The organism is Thermoanaerobacter brockii subsp. finnii Ako-1 (assembly GCF_000175295.2).
In the GTDB taxonomy this organism is placed as follows: Bacteria; Bacillota; Thermoanaerobacteria; order Thermoanaerobacterales; family Thermoanaerobacteraceae; genus Thermoanaerobacter; species Thermoanaerobacter pseudethanolicus.
In genome coordinates this window covers 2,057,551-2,078,429 of the sequence record NC_014964.1, presented here as the reverse complement: position 1 = coordinate 2,078,429, position 20,879 = coordinate 2,057,551, and the positions used below count along the sequence as shown (strand labels likewise).

Genomic DNA, 20,879 nt, shown 5'->3' with positions numbered 1-20,879 from the left:
ATAAAAACGTTTGAAATTTAACGAATGTGTGAATTCTGGGTTGACATGTTTGCATAAAGAATGTTACAATTTTTATATAGATATTGATAATTATTTTCAATTATGGAGGCATCACAAATGGCAGAGAATACTATTATAAATCTTATACAATTAAGGGAAAATCATGAAGGAGAGATTATACTAATAAAAGCTGGAAGGACAGCTATGCAAAGATTGAATGAAATGGGACTTGTCCCAGGGACAAAAGTTAAGCTGGTTAGAAAAGGCCCTTTGCGGGGGCCTGTTGAGCTTGAAGTTAGAAATTCTCACCTTGTGATTGGATATGGTCTTGCTTCAAAGATATATGTAAAAACCCTTGATGGGAAGGGGGATATGCGGTGAAAAAAGAAATAGTTATAGCTTTAGCGGGAAATGCTAATGTAGGAAAAAGCGTCATATTTAATCAATTGACAGGCTTAACTCAGATAATTGGTAATTGGCCGGGCAAAACGGTGGAAAGGGCAGAAGGGGTTTTGAGATTTAAAGGACGAACTATAAAAATTGTTGACCTTCCCGGCATTTATTCACTTTCTGCTTATTCTCAAGAGGAAATTGTCTCTCGTGAGTTTATAGCTTTTGAAAAGCCAGATGTTGTAATAAATGTGGTGGATGCCTCTAACCTTGAAAGAAATCTGTTCTTTACAGTTCAGCTTTTAGAGCTTCATGTGCCTATGGTTATGGCTTTAAACCAAGTGGATTATGCCCTTAAAAAGGGTATAGATATAAATGTAAAAAGGCTTGAAGAACTTTTAGGAATTCCTGTTGTAAAAACTATCGCTACAAAGGGGAAAGGCCTTGAAGAATTGATAGATAAAGCTTTAGAAGTTGTAGATTCACATAAAGAAACGGCTGTAAAAGAGTATGACATAAAACAAGAAAAAATTCTCAAATACAGAAATGAAGTAAGCGAATATGTAATGAGAATTTATAACATTCTTTTAAAATATAATGCAAATATTATAAATTTGTTCCATCCTCTGTGGATTTCTCTAAAACTTATAGAAGAGGATAGAGATATAATAGAAAAGTTAAAAGGAGAGCCTAACGGGAAAAAAGCTTATGAAGAAATTCAAAAAGAATTAGAAGGTTTAAAGGCGAAGACAGAGAATCCTCTTGTGACTTTAGTTACAGCAGACAGGTATGACATTGCCTCTTTTATAGCAAGTCAAACGGTGTCAGAAATTCACAATAGAATTACATGGACTGATTTGATTGACAATGTTGCTCTTCATAAAATATTTGGCTATATATCAATGTTTGCTATTGTCTTCATATCATTTTACGGCATATTTAAATTTGGAGAGTATTTTTCTGGCGTGTTGGAGGGATTTTTTGATGTATTAAGACCTTTGGTGTATAATTTGCATATTCCAAATATGTATAAAGACATTTTATGGAATGGTTTTGCTGAAGGACTTATTTCTGCCATAACCATCGTACTACCTTATATACTCCCATTTTATGTATTTTTATCAATACTTGAAAACACAGGTTACCTCGCAAGAATTGCCTTTTTAATGGATGAGATAATGCACAAAGTGGGACTTCACGGCAAAGCTCTCATTCCAATATTGATGGGCTTTGGGTGCAATGTCCCGGCAGTATTAGGCACAAAAATTTTAGAAACTGATAGAGAAATATTTGTTGCGTCTTTTATGTCCACTCTTGTGCCTTGTTCTGCAAGGATCGTGATAATTTTAGGCACAATAGGGGTCTTCATGGGGCCACAATATGCACTTGCTGTTTTTGCCTTAGACGTTTTGGTAATTTATATAGCGGCGTATTTTGCAGATAAAATAGCGCCTGGAAAACCCTATGATTTGATAATGGAGCTTCCTGGTTACAGAATGCCCGCCTTAAAACCTACATTAAAGCAAATATGGATTAGGATTAAAGACTTTTTGTATGTGGCACTTCCTATAATTGTCGTAGGAAGTCTTGTGCTTGAAATATTGAAATACACAGGTATATTTAAATACGTGACGTATGTAACGGACCCTATTGTAGTAAAATGGTTGGGATTGCCATCAATAGTAGGGATAGTATTGATTTTTGGGATTTTGAGAAAAGAACTGACACTTATAATGCTTTTAACACTGTCTGGGACAAGTCATATAACACAGATTTTGACGCCGCGGCAGATGATTGTCTTTGGTGTTGTTACAATGCTTTATATTCCCTGTATTGCTACAATTGCGGCATTAAAAAGGACAATTGGATGGAGAAAAACATGGTGGGTAGTTTTTGTTAATATTTTTATTGCAATACTAATAGGGGGAATATTAAATAGAATTCTTACTTTTGTATAATTGTGCTATAATGTTAATGGGTGAAAAACAATAGAATTTATAGAAAAAATAAATTGAAAATAGAGTAGGACACTAGACCTACTCTATTTTTTTATCAAATCAGATTGGCTTTTAGCAAAAGCTCCTCATTATTAAGAATTTCCTCAGGTTTACCTATAGTTTCTATTCTATGGTCTTCGTTTAGCACTATTATCCTGTCTGAAAGCGTTGCTGCCATATCAAGGTCGTGAGTTGCAATAACTATTGTAGTACCTTTTTTGTTTAATTCTTGTAGTTTCACTAAAAGCCACTTTTTTGACCGTGGGTCAAGGCCATTTGTAGGTTCGTCAAGAAGCAAAACTTCAGGATTTATCACCATGACTGACGCTAATGCGACTTTTTTCTTTTCTCCGCCGCTTAATCTGTGAGGGGGCCTATCTTTTAACTTTTCAATTCCAAAAGAGTTAAGGGTTTCTTCTACGGTTTTTTGAACTTTATTTCTTTCTAAACCCATTTGAAGAGGAGCAAATGATATTTCGTCAAAGACTGTAGTGCTGAAAAGTTGCACATCGGAATCTTGAAACACAAAACCCACTTTTTTTCTAAATTCATATTCATCAAAAGTTTTTTTATCGCCAAGCAATTTGCCAAATGCCCATATTTCACCGCTGTCAGGAGAAATTAAATTGTCCATCAATTTTAAAAGAGTGGATTTTCCACTGCCATTTGCACCGAGAAGAATTAATTTTTCTCCTTTTTTTACTTCAAAAGTTATGTCAACTAAAGCAGGAACTGATTTATTATAAGAGTAATAGACATTTTTTAATTCAAATACTGTGCTCAATTTAAACCTCCTTATGGGTGGATATACCACAAGATGAATAAAAAAGTTATATTAAAACCTATCCATATATAATCATAAAAAGCCATTTTAAAAGTAGTTAGTGCTTTGTAATCTCCATTATAACCTCGTGAAATCATAGCGTTATAAACTTCATCGCTCAGTTGTTGAGACCTTATCAAAACATTTGCCATAGCAGAAGCGACAAATTTTCTTCCTTCACTACTATCACTTTTCCTGACATTTCTGCTTTTTCTTGCGAGAAACATGTTTGTAGCAATTTCTAAAAGCAAAAAGATGTAACGTAAGGCCATTTCAAGTGTAGCAGTAAAAATGCGGGGAAGCTTAAAAGACCTCAATCCTTTTAATATTTCTACCCATTTTGTTGACAGTGCTAGTATATATACAAAAGATAAAGATATAAATGACCTCATCATAAAAATAATGGCACTATACAAACCTTCTTTTGTTATGTAAAAATTTTTTGTGAAATATACTAAAGGATGTCCTTCTTTTACTACATTAAAAAGTGAAGGTATCAGGACAATACCTGTAAAAAATATTGAGACTGCTGATACCCTCATAACATATGCTTTTAAAGGTATTTTAGAAAAATAAGCCAACAAAAGTGTATAAATAAGAAATATGGTCATAAAAGATATTGTCTTTCCAAAATTGACTATAATGATTAATATAAAAACGGAGACGAGTTTTATTCTCGTATCAAGAGACTGCATAATACCTTTCTTAGCAAAAATTGTGTCAGAATAAAACATATCTTCAAATGCATTTTGTATACTTAAGATTGTCTTTTCTAAAAAGTTATCCATTTTTCTTCTGGGGTTTTCCCATAATCCTCCCTAATATTGCAAATATCAATACAATAGCTGCAATTCCTATAACTGCCGAAAAAATATAACCTAAAGCTTGTTGGAAGAAATTAACATCAAATCCTGGTATACTGTAATCGGGTAATATTGCTTTTATAACTTCTGAGAATCTACTCATTCCCTCAGGTACATATCCTATCATGTTCTTAATTTCATCTAAGCCCCATTCTCCCCATGCCGAACCAGGAGCTAAAAGCCCGAGAGGAGTGAGAAGTATTATAACTATAGCTGCAATGTAGAATTTTTTCATCTATTATCACCTCTAAGCTTGTATGAAAATTTATACAGTATATTTTCCTCATCCGCTTTTTGTAAATAATATACTACAAGGCCTGTTATGATGGCTTCTACAATACCAGCTACAGTAAGATGAGCAAACATCATTGCAGGTATTGCTACGTTTAATCCATAGGGAAAATATAGAGGTGTTCCATTTGCTGTATGAAAAAGCAATGGCTGAAGTCCAAGTTCTATTGCTGTAGCAAGAGCTGCAGTATTTATTCCTACATATCCCCCTATAGCAGATGATATGACTTTATTTAACTTAAGTGACAACATAAGTTTATAAATTCCGTATCCAACAAAAGGAGCTATAAAAGCTATATTAAAACTATTTGCACCCAAAGCTAAAATTCCTCCGTCACCAAAAAGCAATGCTTGTATAAATAAAGCTATAGTAAGAGATATACTTGCTGCCCACGGCCCTAAAGTTATTGCAAGGAGAGTTGCACCAATGGCATGGGAAGTTGTACCACCTGGTATTGGTACGTTAAACATCATTATTGTAAATGCAAAAGCAGACCCTATAGCCAAAGTAGGTATGTCTTTTTTGTCAAAACTTTCATTGACTTTTTTTGCTGCAACTGAAATGACTGGTACCATAGCAGCACCCATAACAGCGCAGGTTTGAGGACTTATATAGCCTTCAGGTATGTGCATAAAAAATTCCCCCTTACAAATTTTCACCTGTTGTTGTCATTACCAGTTTTCCATGCTTTACTCCTTTTGTGCTTATAATTTCATCTGCAATTTTTGTAATTTCTTTTGAAGTGCCTTTTACTACCATTACTTCGAGGCAGTTGTGCTTATCCAAGTGTACGTGCATTGTTGAGATTATGTTTTGATAGTGCTTGTGTTGCATATCTGTCAGTTTGTCACTTATTTCCCTCACTTCATGATTAAAAACATAAGTAATTGTTCCAATAGTTTCTACATCCTCTGCTTCCCACTGATTTTCCACGATAAAATCTCTTATCAAATCTCGTATAGCTTCAGACCTGTTGTTGTAATTTTTTTTCTTTATAAGCTCGTCAAATTGATAAAGAAGTTTTGATTCCATTGAAACTCCAAAACGTGTTATTTCTTCCAGACTTATCACTCCCATAAAATAGTGTTATCTTCTTAAAAATAATAACACTATTTTATGGGAGAGTCAATTTAAAAATTAACTAAAGTCTTCGCTTTTATGCGTAGAATGCATTGCGGGAGTAACTACGGGAGCCTGCAGACAAGAGCATAAAAGCAGAAGGCTTAATTTTATCATTGGAGGCACTATCGTATATCTTGCAATAAAAAATACGAACTGTGTTTAAAGTTGCTATTGGAGAGATAGATTTTTGGTGGTAGTTATATTATTTGTGATGATTAAATTTTTAGTAAAAATATTTAATAAGTGAGATGAGTGTAAAAATTTTTCACTCTTTTTTAATTATAAAGCTCTTGTGATATAATAAAATAAAGTTAGTTACAATACAGGAGGTAGAGTATGCCACTTAATGTAGTACTTGTTGAACCTGAGATACCACAGAACACGGGGAATATTGCAAGGACTTGTGTACTTACGGGCAGCAGGCTTCATCTTGTAAAACCTTTAGGTTTCAGTATAGACGAAAAATACGTAAAAAGAGCTGGCTTAGATTACTGGCCTCTTTTAGACCTTACTGTTTACGATAATCTCGAACAATTTCTTGAACAAAACAAAGGGAAAAAGTTTTATCTTGCTACCACAAAGGCTAGAAAATATTATCATGATGTGAAATATGAAGACAATTCTTATATACTTTTTGGGAAAGAAACTGCAGGACTTCCTAAGTGGTTGATTGAAAAATACTACGAGGATTGTATACGGATACCAATGCATGAAGTGATATCTACAAGGTCTTTAAATTTGTCCAACTCTGTAGCTATAGTACTGTATGAGGCCTTGAGACAACTGGGTTTTCCTAATATGAAATAAAAAAATTGAGGGATGATTATGAAACGAAAGATTATTCATGTTGATATGGATGCTTTTTTTGCATCTGTAGAACAACATGATAATCCGGAATACAAAGGGAAACCTGTTATTGTAGGAGGTCTGTCGGGAAGAGGGGTAGTTTCAACTTGCTCCTATGAGGCAAGAAAGTACGGAATACATTCTGCAATGCCGATGTACATGGCAAGGAAGCTATGTCCACACGGTATTTTTCTTTCTGTAAGGAGAAAAAGATATGAAGAGGTTTCAGCTCAAATTTTTGATATCCTGTACAGTATAACTCCTTTAGTGGAACCTGTTTCTATAGATGAAGCCTATCTTGATGTTACAGATATTGACAAAAATCCAGAGATTATTGCCCTGGAAATAAAAAAGAAAGTGAAGGAAACGACAGGACTTACTATTTCTGCAGGAGTTTCCTATAATAAATTTCTTGCAAAACTTGCCTCAGATTGGAATAAGCCAGACGGATTTATGGTCATAACAGAAGACATGATTCCCGACATTTTAAAACCACTTCCCGTTTCCAAAGTTTATGGTATAGGGCAAAAATCCGAAGAAAGACTTAAATCTATGGGAATAAATACAATAGGTGACCTTTTAAAACTGTCACAGGAGAATCTTGTTGAAATTTTTGGTAAAGTAGGTGTGGAGATATATTTAAGAATCCGTGGCATTGATGAGAGGCCTGTTGAAACTATGAGGGAGATTAAGTCTATAGGAAAGGAAAAAACATTGGAAAAAGATACAAAAGATAAAAAACTTTTGCTTCGCTATGCGAAATTATTTTCCGACATAATATCCGAAGAATTGTTTAGAGAAAGGCTTTATGCCAGAACAGTTACTGTTAAGATAAAAACATCAGATTTTACAGTTCACACCAAAAGCAAAACTTTAAATAAATATATACGATTAGGTGAGGACATATACGATGTAGCCTACGAAATTATTGAAAGTCTAAAATTAGACCAATATATAAGGCTTATTGGTCTATCTGTTTCTAACTTGAGTGCAGTAAAATATGAGCAATTGTCCTTTTTGGATAAAAGGGTTATTAAATTTATTAAAGCAGAAAATGTAGTTAGAGAAATAAATAAAAAGATGGGGCAGGAAGTAGTGAAAAAGGCAAGTGAACTTTTAAAAGAGGAAACGAAGCAACGGAGGGATTAAATTGGAAGCAAAAGAGAGGCATAAGCGCAATGTTGCTAAAGAAATTATAGAATTGGCTTGGCCTTCTATAACAGAACAAATGCTTATAATGACAGTTGGAATGGTGTCAACTATATTTGTAGGTCGAATAAGTGCCAGTGCAATTGCGGCTGTTGGGATGATTAATTCCCTTATTTTTTTCTTTCAGGCAATCTTTTCAGGGCTTGCCACTGGTTCCACAGTAATTGTAGCGAGGCTTATTGGTGAAGAAGACAAAGAAGGGGCTCGCCTTGCAGTTATGCAGTCCCTTATTATGAGTATTGCCATTTTTATAGGACTCACTACTTTGGGCTATATTTTTGCAGTACCTATTGTTAAAACCTTCTTTGGAAGTGTATCCCCTGATGTTTTTAAATTGGCTTTAATGTACTATAGAATAGTGCTTTTTGGTCTACCTTTTGTGATAATTGATATCATCATAGGTGGGGCTTTAAGAGGTGCAGGGGATACCAAAACCCCAATGTACATAACTGCTACAGTAAATGTGATAAATCTTTTGTTAAATAGCACGCTTGTATTTGGAGTAACTTATCAGAGTAGATATTTAATACCTCCTTTAGGAGTAAAAGGTTCTGCACTTTCTGCTACAATTTCAAGAATAATAGGAGGTTTTTTGCAGTTATATGTTTTATATTTTGCTAAAAGAAGGATTAATCTTGATATAAAAGAAAAGATTCGATTTGACTTTAACATGATGACGAGGATTATACGAGTAGGAATACCAGCTTCTTTAGAGCAGGTAATAATGCAAGGTGGTTTCCTTGTAATGCAAGTTATCGTTTCCACAATGGGGACTATTGCAATTGCTGTATATCAAATAGGTATGAATGCTAATAGTCTTGCTTTTATGCCTATATTTGGATTTTCAATAGCGGCAACCAGTTTAGTGGGACGGAGTCTTGGTGCAAAACATTTTATGTTAGCGGAAATATACGCAAAGGTTTCAAGAAACATTGCTGTTGTTGTAATTTCTGTTATAGGTGTTTTTATGTTTATATTCTCAAGGCAGCTTGCAGCGCTTTATACTACTGATCCTATTGTTATAAAAATGGCATCGGATATTATTAGGATTTTTGCTGTTGTGGAACCTTTGCTTGCTATATTAAATGTCATGGCAGGAGTATTAAGGGCTGCAGGCGATATTCCTTATATTGTTCTCTCGGCTTTTATTGGTTTATGGCTTTTTAGAGTGACAATTGGTTACACTCTGGGAAAAGTATTTGGTATGGGAGTATATGGAATATGGATTGGTATATGTATCGACTTTGTTGTAAGGTCAGTAATGTATAGCTATAGGTTTAAAGCGGGTAGATGGAAATATATAAAAGTTTAGACTACACAAATTTATCACATATTCTTAATTTTTACATAACAATTTTTTGATATTTTAATTATAACATCAATTTTTTAGAAGAGGTGGATTTATGAAGAGGAAATATTTATATGCGATTGTTGCAGTATTAATCATTGGAATTGCCACTTTTTACTTTGTAAACAGGGCAAAATCATCACAACCCCAGCAGCTTTCATATGTTACAGTTACTCGTGGTAATATTTCTATGGAAGTCACTGGAACAGGAAACTTAAGTGGCGATGTAAGAGCAATTACGTTAAAAGGCAGTGGAACAGTAAAGAAAGTGTATTTTAAGGTAGGAGATACTGTAAAGAAAGGAGACCTATTATACGAAATTGAAGATGACGATTTAAATAATCAGCTTGAAGAAGCCAAATTAAATCTTGATTTAGCACAGCAGCAATTAAATCAAGAAAAGCAAAATTATAATAATAGCCTTGCTAAGTTGAGTATAACTGCACCTTCTGATGGAGTTGTACAGGTATTAGTAAAAGAAGGACAGGATGTTACTCCAGGTATGCCTGTTGCAATAATTGGGGATAATTCAAAAGAGAATGAAACTGCAGAAAATAATGGGCAAACTACTCAAAATTCAGTTAATGTTACAGCACAAATTGCAGGTACAGTAGAAAAAGTATATGTGTCCCAGGGACAAAATGTAAAAAAAGGCCAACTTTTAATAAAACTATCCTCGAATAATATAAGTGATGCACAAATAAAAAATGCCGAATTAAAACTGAAGCAAGCACAAAACCAGTACAATCAGATTTTGCAACAAATTGATAACTTAAAAATTTACTCTCCTATAGATGGGAAGATCCTTAGCCAAAATATAAACGAAGGAGATATACTAGGTACTTCTGTAGCGAGCACTAACATAAGCAATACAAATAGCCAATCGCAGCAAGCAGGTTTTGTGCCCGTTTTAGATATAACACAATTATCTACTTATGAGAGTCAACCAGAAACTGCGGTAATAGTGGGCAATTCTAATTATGTTGTCAATCTTTCTGTTGACGAGACAGACATAAAAAATATAAAAGTAGGGCAGCAAGCACAGCTTACGACAGATAATTTACCGGGTAAGACTTTTACCGGTACTGTTTCACAAGTATCACAACTTCCAACAATACAAAACGGAGTAGCTTCTTATAATGTAACTATTGAAGTAGAGCCAAGTGAAGACTTACTTTTAGGAATGTCAATGAATGTTTCAATAACTGTTGCAGAAAAACAAGATGCTTTAATACTTCCTATACAAGCTGTTCAGACAAACGGTGATAGAAAATACGTAATACTCTACACAGACGATTTAAAAAATCAAAATATCAATAGCACTAACAATAGCACTAACAATAGCACTAACAATAGCACTAATAACAGGAACTCTTTCAGGAACAACATGCGATTTGTAGAGACAGGCATTTACAACGACAACTTTATAGAAATCGTGAGCGGTTTACAGGAGGGAGACAAAGTATTAATTCCAACCTTTAATTCTTCAACAAACGCAAATAACAGTAATCTAGGTGGTTTTGGTGGAATGGGTGGCTTTAGGCCAGGAGGCAATTTCAACGGGAACAGCACAAGCCAAGGTGGTAGTTACCCAGGCGGAAGCTTTAACAGGACATGGCAAAATAACTCTTCCAAAGGGAGGTAAATGATGGATAGTGTTTTGATAAAAATAAGGAATTTAACAAAGATTTACAAAATGGGGGAAAATGAAGTAAGAGCGTTAGATGGTATAAACCTTGACATTGAAAAAGGAGAATTTGTATCAATTGTTGGTCAATCAGGTTCAGGCAAAACCACTTTAATGAACATAATAGGCTGTTTAGATGTAAAAACTTCTGGAGAATATTTTTTAAATGGCATAGATACAAGCAAACTTTCTGACAATCAATTAGCAGATTTAAGATGTAGTGAAATAGGGTTTGTTTTTCAAAATTTCAATTTGCTTCAAAAAATGACGGCTTTAGAAAATGTGGAATTGCCTATGATATACAAAGGTGTGCCTACAAAAGAAAGGCGGCAAAGAGCAGAGATGCTTTTAGAGATGGTAGGACTTAAGGAAAGGATGCACCATAGGCCTAATGAATTATCAGGTGGTCAGCAACAAAGAGTAGCAATAGCAAGGGCACTAGCAAATAATCCCCATCTCATATTGGCAGATGAACCAACGGGAAACTTAGACTCAAAAAGTGGTAGTGAGATAATGAAAATAATAAAAGAGTTAAACGAGAGAGGAAATACAGTAGTACTCATAACGCATGATCCTAATATAGCTGCACAAGCCAAAAGAATAGTAAGAATAAAAGATGGGCGCATTTTAGAAAACGAGGTGGTAACACCGTGAGATATGTAGAAGCTTTGAAAATAGCTATACGCAGTATTTTAAGCAATAAAATGAGGTCTTTTCTCACCATGTTGGGGATTATAATAGGTGTCACAGCTGTTATAGCCTTAGTAAGTATAGGCCAAGGCTCTACAAGAAGTGTTACTTCTCAGATACAGAGTATGGGTTCAAACCTCATAATGGTAAACGTAATGGGGAGAGGGGGAGAAAGCTCTTTAACTTATGACCAAGCCATTGCTTTAAAAGACTCAAGCTTTATAGCTGCTATATCTCCGGTCATATCTACCAGTGTAACGGCTATGTACGGAAATAATTCAGTGGACAACACAACAGTAAATGGAGTTAATGGAGATTATCAATCAATACGCGATCTACAAGTAGCAGCTGGCAGATTCATTTTGCCGATGGATGATGAAGGAAGGAACAAGGTGGCAGTTCTTGGCAGCAATGTAGCGAGAGAGCTTTTTGGCTTTACTGACCCTATTGGCAAAACTATAAAATTAAATGGCCAAAACTTCACGGTAGTAGGTATTTTGTCCCAAAAAGGTTCTTCAATTGCAGGTTCTGATGATGATTCAATATTTATACCCCTTAAAACAATGTTCTACTTTGCGAAAAATAGAGATATAAGACAAATATATATAGAAGCAACAAGTCCAGATACCGTTGAACTCGCTAAAAACGAAATAAACAGCAAACTGCTAACTATATTTAAAGGCGATGCAAATGCCTTTAGAATAATTGATCAATCACAAATTTTATCTACAGTAAATAGTGTTACTGCTACATTGAGCTTGCTCCTTGGAGGAATTGCAGGAATATCCCTTTTAGTCGGTGGAATAGGCATAATGAACATAATGCTTGTATCTGTTACTGAAAGGACGAGAGAGATAGGGATAAGAAAAGCATTAGGAGCCAAAAAGAAAGATATATTACTTCAGTTTATAATTGAATCATTAACTTTAAGCGGATTAGGAGGAATAGTGGGAATTATAGTAGGATACGTATTGTCGATGGTACTAGGCTCAGCTATGAATATAAATGCTAAGCCTTCTCTCTCTACAGTATTAATATCCTTTTCCTTCTCAGTAATTGTAGGATTGTTCTTTGGCGTATATCCTGCAAATAAAGCTGCCAATTTAAATCCAATTGAAGCTCTAAGATATGAATAAAATACAAAGAAAGAGGGCATAAATTTATCAATTATAATGCTTGTCAATAAAACGTTGGTGGATTGGCTTATAAATCACAAAGCAAAGTAGATAAAAATTAGGAGAGTACATAAAAAGTCAAATGTAAATATATAAATAGCCTGTAAATGCAGGCTATTTTTTAATCATAAGTTATGTGGTAAAATATTTTTAAATCTAAAAATTTGAGGGGGTTTTATTGTGAGGCTTGTGAGAATAGATAAAGCGTTGAATGAATATGGAATAATTGAAGGGGATAAAGTTATTGCATTTGGAAGTGAAGGTTTCAATTCTTACAACTTGGAGGAAGTAAAGCTTTTGCCCCCTTGCCTGCCTACAAAAGCTATATGTGTAGGGTTAAATTATAGGGATCATATAGAGGAAATGGGGGACAAAGAGCCGGAGGAACCGACATTATTCATAAAACCTTCAACAGCAGTTATTGGCCCTGATGATTTTATAGTTATTCCTAAGATGTCAGAGAGGGTTGACTATGAGGGGGAATTGGCTGTTGTCATAGGCAAAAGAGCGAAAAATGTGTCTGAAAAAGATGCGTTAGATTATGTCCTTGGCTATACGATAGCTAACGATGTAACTGCGCGGGATTTGCAGGCAAAAGATGGCCAATGGACAAGAGCGAAGTCTTTTGACACTTTTTTGCCCATAGGCCCTTGGATTGAGACAGACTTAGACCCATCTTCTTTGGACATAACTACATATGTAAATGGTGAAGTAAAGCAAAAAAGTAACACCAGACACCTCATATTTAACGTTCCAAAACTTGTAAGTTTTATATCCCACATAATGACTTTAAACCCTGGCGATGTCATATTGACGGGGACACCTTCTGGTGTTGGTCCATTAAAACCTGGTGATGTTGTAACTATTGAAATAGAGGGAATAGGTAAACTGACAAACAGAGTAAAATAAAATCAAATGTCATGCAGGGCTTATTTTAGCTGCTGCCAGTTTTGTGTTGTTAAGTACTGCAATGAAAATATTGAAGCAAGTGAAAAAGATAAAAATGAAACAGACTTAAAATTTAAATATGGGAATACTGATTATGCGTTAAAAATAACAGTGTCAGGGGAAGGAACGAATATTTGGGTTGAAGGAAAATAGAAAGTAGAAATTTGCAAAGTTTATGGTGAGTAATATACAAGGGGACGTTTTGTTTATCTTATTAACAAAGGGAGTGTCCTCTTGTATTTTTTTTATCTTTATCAATAGTAAATAATGTGGTAACATCTATATAGATAAGTTTTTGGGAGTTGATTTTATGGGTATAAGGTTTATATATGGAAGAGCAGGTACAGGCAAGACTTATTTTTGCCTCCGTGAAATAAAAGAAAAAATAAATGACGGCAATAGTCATCCTCTTATACTTTTGGTGCCAGAGCAGTTTACTTTTGAGGCAGAAAAATATCTTCTTGAGACAGTGGAAAAAGATAGAAAGATGAGGGCGCAGGTTTTAAGCTTTAAAACTTTGGCAAACAGAGTTTTTACAGAGGTTGGAGGGCTTACACGTCAGCACGTCAACTCTTGTGGCAGGTCAATGGTGATTTACAAGATAATGGAGGATTTAAAAGAAAACCTTAAAGTTTATTATAAAGCTTCAAGACAGCAGGGGTTTATAAAAAAGATTTCTGAGGTAATAACAGAGTTTAAAAGGTTTGAAGTCACACCAGAAAAGCTTATGGATACAGCTGAAAGTATACAAAAAGAAGGTTTAAGGGAAAAGTTAAGAGAGTTAAGCTTGATATATGGCAAATTTGATGAACTTCTTCATCAAAAATACATAGATGAAGAGGATGCTCTTACATTGTTAGCGGAAAAATTGGAGTATTCTGAGCAATTTAAAGGTGCAGAATTCTGGATAGATGGTTTTACGGGGTTTACACCAAAACAGTACAAAGTTTTAGAAAAGCTTCTCAAAAAAGCTGCCAGAGTAAGTGTCACTCTCACAATGGACACATCGAAAGATTCAATAGATAACACAGACCTTTTTTACACTACCAAGAAGACAGAAGATAAATTGCTTAAAATATGCTATGAAAATAATATTTCTTATGAAAAACCTGTAGATTTAAACGAAGGTGTGCCAAAAAGATTTGAAAAAAATGAAGAAATGGCTTTTTTAGAAAAGCATCTTTTTTCATATCCTTACAAGATTTATAGTAAGGATACAAAAAATATAAGCCTTTTTAAGGCAGTGAATGTTTACAGTGAAGTAGAAGAAACAGCAAGAGAGATAATAAGGCTTGTAAGAGATGAAAATTTACGTTATTCAGATATTGTAGTTACTGCAAGGGATTTAAAAAGATATCACAAACTTATAAAAACTATATTTTCCCATTATGGAATTCCACATTTTATAGATTTAAAATTAGACATAAAAAACAATCCTATTATTGTCTACATAACTTCCCTTTTCGAAATATACTTAAAAAATTGGTCTTATGAATCGGTTTTCAGGCACCTAAAGACTGGTTTTACAAATCTGAATAAAGAAGATATAAGTTTTTTAGAAAACTATGTCTTAGCAAACGGCATAAAGGGCGGCAAGTGGAAAGAAGAATGGAAATATAGTTTTAGAAATAGACTTGACAAGTTATTCGATGATCAAGATGAAAAAGAAGCTTTAGAAAAAGTAAATACAATAAAAAACGGCATTTCGGAACCTCTTAATAAGTTTTATAAAGACTTTTCCAATGCAAATACGGTTAGGGAAGCCTGTGAGATTTTATACAATTTTTTAGTAGAAAGGGATATTCCACAGAGGATAGAAAATCTCATTAGAGAGTTCAAAGAGAATAAAGAGTTTGAGATAGCAAATCAATATTCTCAAATTTGGGACATAGTTGTGGATGTATTGGATCAGATGGTAGAAGTTATGGGAGAAGAAAAAATCAACATAGACCTTTTTTCTAAAATCTTAGACATTGGGTTTGAAGCATACCAGATTGGCAGTATACCGCCAGCTTTAGATGAAGTTTTAGTAACGAGTGTTGACAGGATGAAAAGCCATAATGCAAAAGCCCTTTTTGTAATAGGGGCAAATGATGGGATATTTCCTGCTTCCTCTTTTGAAGAAGGTATACTTACAGATGAAGATAGGCAGATTCTAACTTCTTATGAGGTAGAACTGGATAGGGATACGAAGGCTAAGGTGTTTGAAGAACAATTTTTGGTTTATACAGCTTTGACCTCCACAAGTAAATTTTTGAGGATAAGCTATCCTATTGCAGACCATGAGGGTAGGAGTTTGAGGCCTTCTATAATAATTTCAAGGTTTAAGAGGATTTTCCCTCAAATTACGCAGTTTAGCAATGTAATAGAGATGGATACAGATGAGGAAAACTTGCACCGTGTTTCTTCTCCTGATCCCACTTTTAATGAAATGATAAAATCTTTCAAAGAATGGGATATAAAAGATAAAATAAATTCCTTGTGGTTAGATGTGTACAATTGGTATTCAAATAAAGAAGTGTGGAGAAAAAGGATAGAGAAGGTGCTTGAAGGATTTAATTATTCTAATCAAGTTAGAGTAATTCCTTCTGCTAAAATAAAGAGACTGTATAAAGATGAGATAAACTTTAGTGTTTCACGACTTGAAAAATATGCTGCCTGTCCTTTTGCCTATTTCGTACAATATGGACTTAAAGCCAAAGAAAGAAAAATTTACAGTTTTGATCCGCCAGACTTGGGAATCTTTATGCACAATGTTTTAAACGAAGTCTCTAAAGCATTGGAAAAAGAGGATAAGACGTGGGAGGATTTAGATAGAGAGTATTGTGATGAGGTAGTGAACATTGTAGTGGATAATATGCTAAAAGGTGTATCTGAACACATTCTAAAGAGCAGTCCCCGTTATGAATATCTTTCCAAAAGACTTACAAGGGTACTTTCAAATGCAGTTTGGGTGATTTCTGAACACATAAAGAGAAGTTCTTTTATTCCTTCAGGACATGAGGTTGCATTTGGGGAAAACCAAATGTATCCACCTATAAAAATAATTCTGTCCAATGGAGAAGAGATAAATCTTATAGGTAGAATTGATAGGGTAGATGTGTTTGAAAAAGGCGAGGAATCTTATATAAGAATAATAGATTATAAGTCAGGCAACAAAGAATTAAAACTTGAGGATGTATTTTATGGTTTAGAGCTTCAGCTTTTAATATATTTGGATGCGATATTAGAAAGTGCGGATAAAGAAAATACAGATATCAAACCGGCAGGCATATTTTATTTTAGAATAGATGACCCGATTGTGAAGGCTGATAAAGATATAACTGACGAAGAACTGCAAAAAGAAATTTTAAAAAAGCTGAGATTGGACGGCCTTGTGCTTAAAGATGCCGAAATAATAAAGGAGATGGACAAATCTATAAATGGTACTTCATATATAATTCCTGCTTCTATTAATAAAGACGGTACAATAGGCAAGAAAACAAAGGGAGCTACAAAAGAACAGTTTGAACTTTTAAGAAAACATGTAAAAAATATGATAAAAGATTTGGCGGAACAAATGATCAATGGCAATATTTCTATTACTCCTTATAGAAAAGGAAAAGAAACTGCTTGCAAGTATTGTCCTTACTCTTCTGTATGCAAATTTGAAACCAATTTTGAAGGGAATAAATACATGTTTATAAAAGAGCAAAAAGAGGAAGAGATTTGGAATATGTTACAAAAGGAAGTGAATAAAGATGGGGACAAAGTGGACTGAAGAGCAGAAACAAGCTATTACGACAAGAGGAAGCAATCTTTTAGTTGCGGCAGCAGCCGGTTCGGGTAAGACGGCTGTCTTGGTAGAGAGGATTATAAATCTCATAACAGATGAAGAAAATCCTGTAGACATTGACAGGTTGTTAGTTGTTACTTTTACAAATGCTGCTGCATCTGAGATGAGGGAGAGAATTGCAGAGGCTTTAATTGCCATATTGGACCAAAATCCGGAGGATAAAAGGCTGGCGAATCAGCTGACACTTCTTAACAAGGCTACTATTACAACAATCCATTCCTTTTGTTTGGAAGTAGTCAGAAATAACTTTTTTTTGCTGGATTTAGACCCTAACTTTAGAATTGGAGATGATACAGAAACCTTGCTTTTGCAATTGGAAGCGTCAGAAGAACTTTTTGAAGAGATGTATGCTAAAGAGGATAAAGATAAGGAAGGTTTTTTGACATTGGTGGAAAGTTATGGTGGCACAAAAGATGACCAAGATTTGCAGGACATCCTATTAAGACTTTATGGATTTGTGAGGTCTCTCCCTTGGCCTGAAAAATGGCTAAAGGATGTGATTAACACTTTTAGAGTAGAGGATAATTTCAAATTTGAAACTTCAAAGTGGGCTGAGGTTATATTGGATAGTTTAAAAGTAGAAATATCTGGGATTTTAAATACCATGCTTGTGGCTGTCGACAAACTCAAAAACGAGGCGGGGCTTGAGGGATATTTTCATGCTTTTCAGAGGGAAGCTTATGAAATAGAGCAGCTCCTCCAATATGATAATTGGAATGAATTTAAAAATCACATACAGGCAATTGAGTTTGAAAGGCTTCCCAATGCTGGTAAGGATGCAAATAAGAATGTTAAAGAAGAAGTTTCAAATATAAGAAAAAAAGTAAAAGATAAAATAAAAGAAATAAAGGAAAAGTTTTTTTCTGACAGCGTAGAGGAAATAAAAGATGAAATAAAGGCTTTGTACCCTATTATGGAAGCTTTGGCGGATTTAATACTACTTTTTGATAAAAAGTATAAGGAAAAGAAAAGAGAAAAAGGAATAATAGATTTTAACGATATTGAACATTTTGCACTTCAAATTTTGACTGAGATTGATGAGGAAGGAGCCGTAAATCCTTCAGAAGTAGCTTTGCATTATAGAGAAAAATTTGAAGAAATATTTGTAGACGAATATCAGGACTCAAACCTGATACAGGAGGAGATACTTAGTATAATCGCAAGAGAAAATCCTCCCAATAGATTTATGGTAGGAGATGTAAAGCAGAGTATATATAGATTTAGACAGGCAAACCCTTATATATTTTTTGAGAAATACAATAGCTATTCTCTTGATACAGGAGAAAAGAATCAAAAAATACTGCTGTATAAAAATTTCAGAAGTAGAATAGAAGTTATAGAAGCCATAAATTATATTTTTAAAAAGATAATGTCAAAAAATATAGGGGAAGTAAACTATACAGAAGAAGAAAAATTAAATTATGGGGCAGAGTATGAAATTCCTCCCGAAGATTCTGTTACAGGTGGTGCCGTAGAACTTCACCTTATAGAAAAACAAAAGGTTGAAGAGGAAGTAGAAGAAAAAGAGGAGGAAAAAAATGAGGAAAAAGATTTTGAGGAGGAAGAGGAGGACTTAATTGATGATATACAGGTAGAAGCAAGGGTTGTAGCAGAGAGGATAAAACAGCTTTTTTCACAAAATTTTATGGTTTACGATAAGAATATAAAAAGTTACAGAGTAGTTGATTACAGGGATATTGTAGTATTACTTAGGGCTACTGACAGGTGGGCACCGGTATTTTTGGAGGAACTGACACAGGCAGGTATTCCAGCTTTTGCAGATACGGGCACAGGATATTTTGATACAACAGAAATAAAGACTATAATATCTCTTTTACAAGTGATAGATAATCCAATGCAGGATATACCATTGTTAGCTGTGCTTCGCTCTCCAATCTTTTCTTTTACAGAAGAAGAGCTTATTGACTTAAGATTAGAGGATATGGAGAAAACCATATATGAAGCAATCAAAAAAGCTTCTCAAAGGGAAGACGAATTAGGTGAAAAGGCTAAGAATTTTTTAGATACACTGAAAAAGTGGCAGGAAAAGGCTGTTTATATGCCTGTTGATGAATTTCTTTGGTATTTATATAAAGATACTGGTTATTATTCTTATGTTGCTGCTATGCCTCAAGGGGTTCAGAGGCAGGCAAATTTGAGGATTTTATTTGAAAGAGCTAAACAGTACGAGGAAACCAGCTTTAAAGGCCTTTTTAACTTTATAAATTTTATCAACCGACTTAAAGTGAGCAGTGGCGACATGGGAAGTGCTAAAATTGTCGGAGAAAATGAGAATGTTGTACGGATCATGAGCATACACAAAAGCAAAGGCTTAGAATTTCCTGTGGTGATAGTTGCAGGGTTGGGCAAGCAGTTTAACACAAAAGACCTATATCAAAAGATTCTGTACCATCACTTTTTAGGATTAGGTCCTGAATTTGTAGATTTTAGAAGAAGGATTTCTTATCCCAGCATTGTAAAAGAGGCTATAAAGTATAAGATAAAGTTAGAAGGCCTATCTGAAGAAATGAGGGTTTTGTACGTTGCACTGACACGGGCAAAAGAAAAATTAATACTTGTAGGAAGTGCAAGAGATATAAAGAAAAATGTGAGGAAATGGGCAAATGCGGCAATTTTGCAGGAAAAGGTTTCTGAATATGATATTTTAAATGGCAAAAGCTACATGGATTGGATTGGAGCAGCTGTTATAAGGCACAAAGACTTAGAACCTTTACGAGAGTTTGCAGGTGTTTCTCTTTCTGAAGAAGAAGACGCTTCAAAATGGGAAGTAAAACTATGGAATAAAAAGGATGTGCTTTTAGAAAAAGAGAAAAATGACAAAGTAGATGTGGTGGAAAGACTAAGAAGTTTAGACTTGGATGCCCACTACAGCGAGTTTTACAAAGAAGTTGAAAGAAGGTTAAACTATGTATATCCTTACGAAAAAGCATGTTACCTACCTGCCAAGCTTTCTGTGACGGAGGTTAAGCGCATTTTAAATGCAGAAGTAGTTGACGAAGATACCACATCTATTTTTGAAAGAGAAGTTTTAAAAACACCCATATTTTTAGAAAAGAAAAAAGGACTAACTGCAGCTGAAAAAGGTATAGCTATGCACCTTGTCATGCAAAAACTTGATTTAGATAAGGATTTGTCTTTGGAGGGTATTAAAGAACAGATAAAAGATATGGTAGATAGAGAGATATTAACAGAGGAGCAAGCAAAAGAAGTGAATATACATAAAATCGAAGGATTTTTCAAAACCTCTCTTGGAGAAAGGATGCTAAGTTCAAAAAATGTAAAAAGAGAAGTGCCATTTCACATTAAATTGAGCAGCAGGGAGATTTACAAAGATTTGCCTGAAGAATACGAAAATGAGTTTATACAGGTGCAGGGAATTATTGATTGTTTCTTTGAAGAAGAGGATGGTTTAGTTTTAATAGATTATAAAACAGACTATGTACAGGAAGGCAAAGTAGAAGAAATTAAAGAAAGATATAAAGTTCAGATAGAACTATATTCAAAGGCATTAGAGAATATTACAGGCAAAAAGGTAAAAGAAAAATACATTTATCTATTTTTCAATGGGAACATTTTGGAGTATTGATAGACATGCGTCAAACAGAGGGGACGGTTCTTTTTGTTTGGCTCAAA

The 20,879-nt window shown here is 34.4% G+C and carries 17 protein-coding genes; 12 read left to right on the top strand and 5 right to left on the bottom strand.

The genetic code is table 11. The annotated features are described in order from the left end of the window. Positions 1 to 117 precede the first annotated feature (117 nt). Positions 118 to 381, top strand: a complete 264-nt coding sequence (locus THEBR_RS10285) for a FeoA family protein (RefSeq protein WP_012269721.1) — start codon at positions 118 to 120, stop codon at positions 379 to 381. Then, positions 378 to 2,348, top strand: coding sequence for a ferrous iron transport protein B (feoB, locus tag THEBR_RS10280; RefSeq protein ID WP_012269720.1), 1,971 nt, complete (start codon positions 378 to 380; stop codon positions 2,346 to 2,348). The genes THEBR_RS10285 and feoB overlap by 4 nt, the downstream gene beginning before the upstream one ends. A gap of 94 nt (positions 2,349 to 2,442) precedes the next feature. On the opposite strand, the gene THEBR_RS10275 is transcribed toward feoB, so the two are convergent. Genes THEBR_RS10275 through nikR form a run of 5 tightly spaced genes read right to left on the bottom strand, consistent with a single transcriptional unit; the run spans position 2,443 to position 5,442 of the window. Continuing rightward, the gene (locus tag THEBR_RS10275) at positions 2,443 to 3,171 is read right to left on the bottom strand and encodes an energy-coupling factor ABC transporter ATP-binding protein (RefSeq protein WP_012269719.1); all 729 of its coding nucleotides are present in this window, start codon (positions 3,169 to 3,171) and stop codon (positions 2,443 to 2,445) included. A gap of 11 nt (positions 3,172 to 3,182) precedes the next feature. Further along, positions 3,183 to 3,998: a cobalt ECF transporter T component CbiQ gene (gene cbiQ, locus THEBR_RS10270; RefSeq protein WP_012269718.1), complete on the bottom strand. Its 816-nt coding sequence runs from the start codon at positions 3,996 to 3,998 to the stop codon at positions 3,183 to 3,185. Next, a complete protein-coding gene (locus THEBR_RS10265) occupies positions 3,991 to 4,308 on the bottom strand; it encodes a PDGLE domain-containing protein (protein WP_003867103.1) in 318 nt (105 codons plus the stop codon). The genes cbiQ and THEBR_RS10265 overlap by 8 nt, the downstream gene beginning before the upstream one ends. Continuing rightward, positions 4,305 to 4,997: a cobalt transporter CbiM gene (cbiM, locus tag THEBR_RS10260; RefSeq protein ID WP_012269717.1), complete on the bottom strand. Its 693-nt coding sequence runs from the start codon at positions 4,995 to 4,997 to the stop codon at positions 4,305 to 4,307. Before cbiM ends, THEBR_RS10265 begins: the two co-directional genes overlap by 4 nt. A 13-nt stretch (positions 4,998 to 5,010) precedes the next feature. Next, positions 5,011 to 5,442 carry a nickel-responsive transcriptional regulator NikR gene (gene nikR, locus THEBR_RS10255; RefSeq protein ID WP_009051921.1) on the bottom strand — a complete coding sequence of 144 codons (432 nt, stop codon included), beginning with the start codon at positions 5,440 to 5,442 and terminating at the stop codon, positions 5,011 to 5,013. A 381-nt stretch (positions 5,443 to 5,823) separates the two neighbouring features. Between nikR and trmL the strand changes: the two genes are divergently transcribed. The 10 genes from trmL (at position 5,824) to addA (ending at position 20,832) form a co-directional block, all read left to right on the top strand. Continuing rightward, positions 5,824 to 6,294, top strand: a complete 471-nt coding sequence (gene trmL, locus THEBR_RS10250; protein WP_003867100.1) for a tRNA (uridine(34)/cytosine(34)/5-carboxymethylaminomethyluridine(34)-2'-O)-methyltransferase TrmL — start codon at positions 5,824 to 5,826, stop codon at positions 6,292 to 6,294. A gap of 18 nt (positions 6,295 to 6,312) precedes the next feature. Beyond that, positions 6,313 to 7,482 (top strand): DNA polymerase IV, encoded by a 1,170-nt coding sequence (locus THEBR_RS10245; protein ID WP_003867099.1) that lies wholly within the window; start codon positions 6,313 to 6,315, stop codon positions 7,480 to 7,482. 1 nt (position 7,483) lies between these two features. After that, the gene (locus THEBR_RS10240) at positions 7,484 to 8,854 is read left to right on the top strand and encodes an MATE family efflux transporter (RefSeq protein ID WP_012269716.1); all 1,371 of its coding nucleotides are present in this window, start codon (positions 7,484 to 7,486) and stop codon (positions 8,852 to 8,854) included. Between the two features lie 91 nt (positions 8,855 to 8,945). Next, complete coding sequence (locus THEBR_RS10235; RefSeq protein ID WP_012269715.1) at positions 8,946 to 10,535, top strand: RND family efflux transporter; 1,590 nt, start codon at positions 8,946 to 8,948, stop codon at positions 10,533 to 10,535. 3 nt (positions 10,536 to 10,538) lie between these two features. Further along, the gene (locus THEBR_RS10230) at positions 10,539 to 11,231 is read left to right on the top strand and encodes an ABC transporter ATP-binding protein (protein WP_003867095.1); all 693 of its coding nucleotides are present in this window, start codon (positions 10,539 to 10,541) and stop codon (positions 11,229 to 11,231) included. After that, positions 11,228 to 12,403, top strand: coding sequence for an ABC transporter permease (locus THEBR_RS10225; protein WP_003867094.1), 1,176 nt, complete (start codon positions 11,228 to 11,230; stop codon positions 12,401 to 12,403). Before THEBR_RS10230 ends, THEBR_RS10225 begins: the two co-directional genes overlap by 4 nt. A 219-nt stretch (positions 12,404 to 12,622) precedes the next feature. Further along, positions 12,623 to 13,351 (top strand): fumarylacetoacetate hydrolase family protein, encoded by a 729-nt coding sequence (locus THEBR_RS10220; protein ID WP_003867093.1) that lies wholly within the window; start codon positions 12,623 to 12,625, stop codon positions 13,349 to 13,351. 6 nt (positions 13,352 to 13,357) lie between these two features. Beyond that, on the top strand, positions 13,358 to 13,543 hold the full coding sequence (locus tag THEBR_RS10215) for a hypothetical protein (protein ID WP_003867092.1): 186 nt from the start codon (positions 13,358 to 13,360) through the stop codon (positions 13,541 to 13,543). A gap of 157 nt (positions 13,544 to 13,700) precedes the next feature. After that, positions 13,701 to 17,150, top strand: a complete 3,450-nt coding sequence (gene addB / locus THEBR_RS10210) for a helicase-exonuclease AddAB subunit AddB (protein WP_009051917.1) — start codon at positions 13,701 to 13,703, stop codon at positions 17,148 to 17,150. Beyond that, the gene (gene addA / locus THEBR_RS10205) at positions 17,131 to 20,832 is read left to right on the top strand and encodes a helicase-exonuclease AddAB subunit AddA (RefSeq protein ID WP_012269714.1); all 3,702 of its coding nucleotides are present in this window, start codon (positions 17,131 to 17,133) and stop codon (positions 20,830 to 20,832) included. The genes addB and addA overlap by 20 nt, the downstream gene beginning before the upstream one ends. Positions 20,833 to 20,879 lie beyond the last annotated feature (47 nt).

What these genes read in the sequence shown, in the direction of transcription:
- THEBR_RS10245 (WP_003867099.1), top strand. Translation starts at nt 6,313, where the DNA reads ATGAAACGAAAGATTATTCATGTTGATATGGATGCTTTTTTTGCATCT.
- addB (WP_009051917.1), top strand. Translation starts at nt 13,701, where the DNA reads ATGGGTATAAGGTTTATATATGGAAGAGCAGGTACAGGCAAGACTTAT.
- cbiM (WP_012269717.1), bottom strand. Translation starts at nt 4,997, where the DNA reads ATGCACATACCTGAAGGCTATATAAGTCCTCAAACCTGCGCTGTTATG.
- THEBR_RS10265 (WP_003867103.1), bottom strand. Translation starts at nt 4,308, where the DNA reads ATGAAAAAATTCTACATTGCAGCTATAGTTATAATACTTCTCACTCCT.
- trmL (WP_003867100.1), top strand. Translation starts at nt 5,824, where the DNA reads ATGCCACTTAATGTAGTACTTGTTGAACCTGAGATACCACAGAACACG.
- THEBR_RS10285 (WP_012269721.1), top strand. Translation starts at nt 118, where the DNA reads ATGGCAGAGAATACTATTATAAATCTTATACAATTAAGGGAAAATCAT.
- nikR (WP_009051921.1), bottom strand. Translation starts at nt 5,442, where the DNA reads ATGGGAGTGATAAGTCTGGAAGAAATAACACGTTTTGGAGTTTCAATG.
- THEBR_RS10235 (WP_012269715.1), top strand. Translation starts at nt 8,946, where the DNA reads ATGAAGAGGAAATATTTATATGCGATTGTTGCAGTATTAATCATTGGA.
- THEBR_RS10215 (WP_003867092.1), top strand. Translation starts at nt 13,358, where the DNA reads ATGTCATGCAGGGCTTATTTTAGCTGCTGCCAGTTTTGTGTTGTTAAG.
- addA (WP_012269714.1), top strand. Translation starts at nt 17,131, where the DNA reads ATGGGGACAAAGTGGACTGAAGAGCAGAAACAAGCTATTACGACAAGA.
- THEBR_RS10230 (WP_003867095.1), top strand. Translation starts at nt 10,539, where the DNA reads ATGGATAGTGTTTTGATAAAAATAAGGAATTTAACAAAGATTTACAAA.
- cbiQ (WP_012269718.1), bottom strand. Translation starts at nt 3,998, where the DNA reads ATGGATAACTTTTTAGAAAAGACAATCTTAAGTATACAAAATGCATTT.